This window comes from Azoarcus sp. Soil_N_20 (assembly GCF_057656155.1).
Genome location: NZ_JBDGKX010000037.1, coordinates 1 through 3849 on the forward strand (window position 1 = coordinate 1; position 3849 = coordinate 3849).

A 3849-nucleotide genomic window follows, 5' to 3' on the forward strand; every position below is an offset into this window, starting at 1 on the left:
GCGGCGGCCGCGGTCATGATGTCGAGGTTGCCGGCGTACTTGGGCAGGTAGTCGCCCAGGCCTTCGACCTCCATGAACACCGACACCCGGTTGCCGTCGAACACGGGGCCATTGACGAGCTTGTAGCCGGGCACGTATTTCTGCACTTCCTTGATCATCGCGTGGATGGATGCGGTGATCCTGTGCTGGTCCGGTTCGGTTTCGGTCAGGCAGTGCACGGTGTCGCGCATGATCAGCGGCGGTTCGGCCGGGTTCAGGATGATGATGGCCTTGCCCTTTTTCGCGCCGCCCACTTTCTCGACCGCGCCGGCGGTGGTGCGGGTGAATTCGTCGATGTTCTTCCTCGTGCCGGGGCCGGCGGATTTGCTCGACACGGTGGCGACGATCTCGCCGTAGGCCACCGGCTGCACGCGAGAGACTGCCGCGACCATCGGGATCGTGGCCTGGCCGCCGCAGGTGACCATGTTGACGTTCATCTCGCCGCGGCCGACGTGCGTCTTTAGGTTGACCGGGGGCACGCAGAACGGGCCGATCGCGGCCGGGGTGAGGTCGATCATCAGCACGCCGAGTTCGTTGAGCTTGCGGCTGTTCTCGGCATGCACATAGGCGCTGGTGGCGTCGAAGGCGATCTGCACGCCGTCGGCCTTCACATGCGGCAGCAGGCCGTCGACGCCTTCGGCGGTGGTCTTCAGGCCCAATTCGCGGGCGCGGGCGAGGCCTTCGGAGCTGGGGTCGATGCCGACCATCCAGACCGGCTCGAGCACCGGCGAGCGGCGCAGTTTGTACAACAGATCGGTGCCGATGTTGCCCGGTCCGATCAGGGCGCATTTGATCTTGTTCATTGATGTTCTCCGGAGGGCAAACAGGGCATCACGCGAAACTCGCCTCGACGTGGCCCAGACCGTCGATGTCGACGGCAAAGGTCTGGGGGCGCTGCAGGTCGACAGCGACCATCGGGCCCAGGGCCCCGGTGAGGACGATGTCCCCGGCCTGCAGCGGCTGTCCGACCCGAACGAGCATGTCGGCAAGCCAGACCGCGGCGTTCATCGGGTTACCGAGACAGGCGCGGGCATTGCCCTGCGATACGACACAGTCGCCCTCGAGCATCTGCATTGCGCAGCGGCCCATGTCGAAGCGACCGGCCCGGACCGGATTGCTGCCGAGCACGAACAGGCCCGACGAGGCATTGTCGGCCACGGTGTCGAACAGGCTGATGCGCCAGTCTGCGATCCGGCTGTCGACGATCTCGATCGCCGGCACGCAGTAGTCGATCGCGCCGAGGATGTCGGCATAGGTATGGCGCTCGAAAGTCAGCGCCCGACCGAGGACGAAGGCGATCTCGGCCTCGACCTTGGGCTGGATCAGGCGTCCTCGGGCGACCGGTTCGGCGTCCCCGACCGCCATGTCGGCAAACAGCATGCCGAAATCGGGCTGATCGACGCCGAGCTGGCGCTGGACCGCCGGCGAGGTCAGCCCGATCTTGCGCCCCACCAGGCGACGGCCGGCCGCCAGGGCGCGCGCCGTGTTATGTGCCTGGATCGCGTAGGCAAGCGCCGGCGAGAAATCGGCGACCCGATCGCGCAAGGGCGGGATGGGCGTACCGCGACAGGCGGCCTCGTGCAACTGCGCAGCGGCCTGGACAACATCAAGGTGTTCGGTGCTCATCGACTCTTCCTCATGAAAATCACCCGCCCTTCGGCGAAGGCTGTTTGCATGGACAGGTGGCGCGGGCTGCGGACAACGGGTGCGCCCGCGGTTCAGCGCGAGATCCGGAGCGCCTTGCCGTAGCCCGACAGGGCGCCGTAGCCGGCCACCCACTCCGGTATCGCGCGGTAATAGCGGTCGCGCACCTCCCATTCCAGACCACAGGCGGCATCCATCGCTGCGGTCGCGGCAACCCAGGTCTTCACCTCGTGGGTCGAGGCCCCGGCGGTATGGGTCACCTCGTCATTGCGGTAGGCGTCGATCGCCCGCCAGTCGCGCTCGCATAGCCGCCGCATGAAGCTGCGGTCCCATTCCGGACTGAGCGCCTGCAGCCCGCCCTCTCCCGCGGCGAAGGCCCGTGCCGCGGCGACCGTGCGCTTTTGCCGGGCATCGCGGGCATCCGGGGTCGGATTGCGCCCGGCGACGATGCGCTCGATCACGACCGGATCCGTCTCTCTCGCGATCTGCGGAATCGGCGGGTTGTGCGACAGGCCGCCCGAGGCGATGAACAGCACGCGCGCATGCCGGCCACGCGCGAATGCGCCCACCGCCGCCCCCAGTTGCCGCGCCCGCTGGAAACTCGCCAGGGGCGGCGCCACCGAGTTGATCATGATCGGCACCACCGGGTAGCGCTCGAGGCTGCCGGTCATCTCGACCAGCGGCTGGGCGAAGCCGTGATCGACCTGCATCCGGTACGAAAACGCCAGGTCGATACCGGCGTCGACCACCGCATTCGCACAGCCTTCGGCAAGGGCCCGTGGCACGTTCAGCGGACCGGCCGGCGTGGTGTAGTCGCCGACCGAGGTCGCGGCCATTCCCAGGCAGAACTGTGGCATCAGGTCGAGGAAGAACCCGTTGTAGTGGTCCGGCGCAAACAAATAGATGATCTCCGGATCGAAACGGGCGATCTCGTCATGCACGCTGCCCACGAGCTGCGCGACCTCGTCCACGACCTCGCGCGCCGGGTCGAGGTAGCCCTTCAAGGGCGTGTGCGACATGCACTGGAGCATGGCATCCATGCACTCTCTCCTGTCGATGGTCACCGTCATGCTCCGGCGCGAACGGCCTCGGGAACGCTTCCGCCGAGCAGAAAGGCCAGATGGATGCGGTTGAAGGTCCGCGGATCCTCGAACTGCGGCCAATGCCCGCAGCCGTCCATGACCGTGAACAGCGCGCCGGGAATCATCGATGCCATCCGGCGCCCCTCGGCAACGTCCGCCGTGGGATCGTCCGAGGTCCACAGCACCAGGGTTGGGGCCTTGATCCGGGCGTAGTCCTCGGCCCCGAGCAGATTGCGCAGGCGCGTCTCCATGTCCTGGAGGACCATGTTGTGCTTCATTGCCTGCGCCATGCCCGGCCGGGCGTAGATCGCCTGGCGGGTGGCGATCAGATCGTCGTATGCCCTGGACTTGTCGGCCATCAGCCATTCGACGCGGGCCTTGATGAAACCCCACGACGGATCCGCGGCCGCCTGCAGCGACAGTGTCTTCAAACGCGCCATCACCGCCGGATCGGCCTGTGATCCGCCGGCGGTGTTCAACACCAGGCGGTCGACCCGGTCCGGATGATCGATGGCCATGCGCGCAGCCACCCATCCGCCCAGCGATTCGCCGGAGAAGCTCGCGCGCTCGATCTGCTGTGCGTCCATGAAGCGCAGCAGATGATCGACGTACACCGGTATCTCCAGATCCTGGCGCGCCAGATCCGACCAGCCATGGCCGATCATGTCGATCGCCCAGGTGGAGAAATGCATGCCGTGGGACTTGAGATTGCGTACATAGGCCTCGGCGTGACCACCGACACCGTGCAGCATGATCAGCGCGGGCTGGGTGCTCACGCCGGTATGCAGGTAGCGGGTACTGATCCCGCCGGCGTCGACCCAGCCCTGGCAGAAACTGGTCTGGCGCAACTCCGCCCAGATGCTCTGAAAGCGACTTTCCACTATTGATTGCTCCAGCAAGCCCGAGCGCCGACCGATCGCACAGGCGGACGCATGTCGGCCGGGTCGTCGGCGTATCGGGATGTTCGGGGTATGAAAGCGCGTGGCCGGGGCCACACGCTCGACCATGTTCAGTCTTCGATCGGTTCGACGAAGTAGGCCGGCGGTTTGCCTTCGGCGGTTTTCTTGAAGCGGATCGAGTGAGC

At 66.4% G+C, this 3849-nt stretch carries 4 protein-coding genes; all 4 read right to left on the reverse strand.

What is annotated here, in order from left to right; genetic code table 11:
* On the reverse strand, positions 1 to 842 hold an 842-nt coding region (locus AC3A35_RS27665), incomplete at its 3' end, for an acetaldehyde dehydrogenase (acetylating) (RefSeq protein ID WP_487439768.1).
* 28 nt (positions 843 to 870) lie between these two features.
* Positions 871 to 1665 carry a 2-keto-4-pentenoate hydratase gene (locus AC3A35_RS27670; RefSeq protein WP_487439769.1) on the reverse strand — a complete coding sequence of 265 codons (795 nt, stop codon included), beginning with the start codon at positions 1663 to 1665 and terminating at the stop codon, positions 871 to 873.
* A 92-nt stretch (positions 1666 to 1757) separates the two neighbouring features.
* A complete protein-coding gene (locus AC3A35_RS27675; RefSeq protein WP_487439770.1) occupies positions 1758 to 2723 on the reverse strand; it encodes a 3-carboxyethylcatechol 2,3-dioxygenase in 966 nt (321 codons plus the stop codon).
* A 26-nt stretch (positions 2724 to 2749) separates the two neighbouring features.
* Positions 2750 to 3646 carry an alpha/beta fold hydrolase gene (locus AC3A35_RS27680; protein ID WP_487439771.1) on the reverse strand — a complete coding sequence of 299 codons (897 nt, stop codon included), beginning with the start codon at positions 3644 to 3646 and terminating at the stop codon, positions 2750 to 2752.
* Between the last annotated feature and the right edge of the window lie 203 nt (positions 3647 to 3849).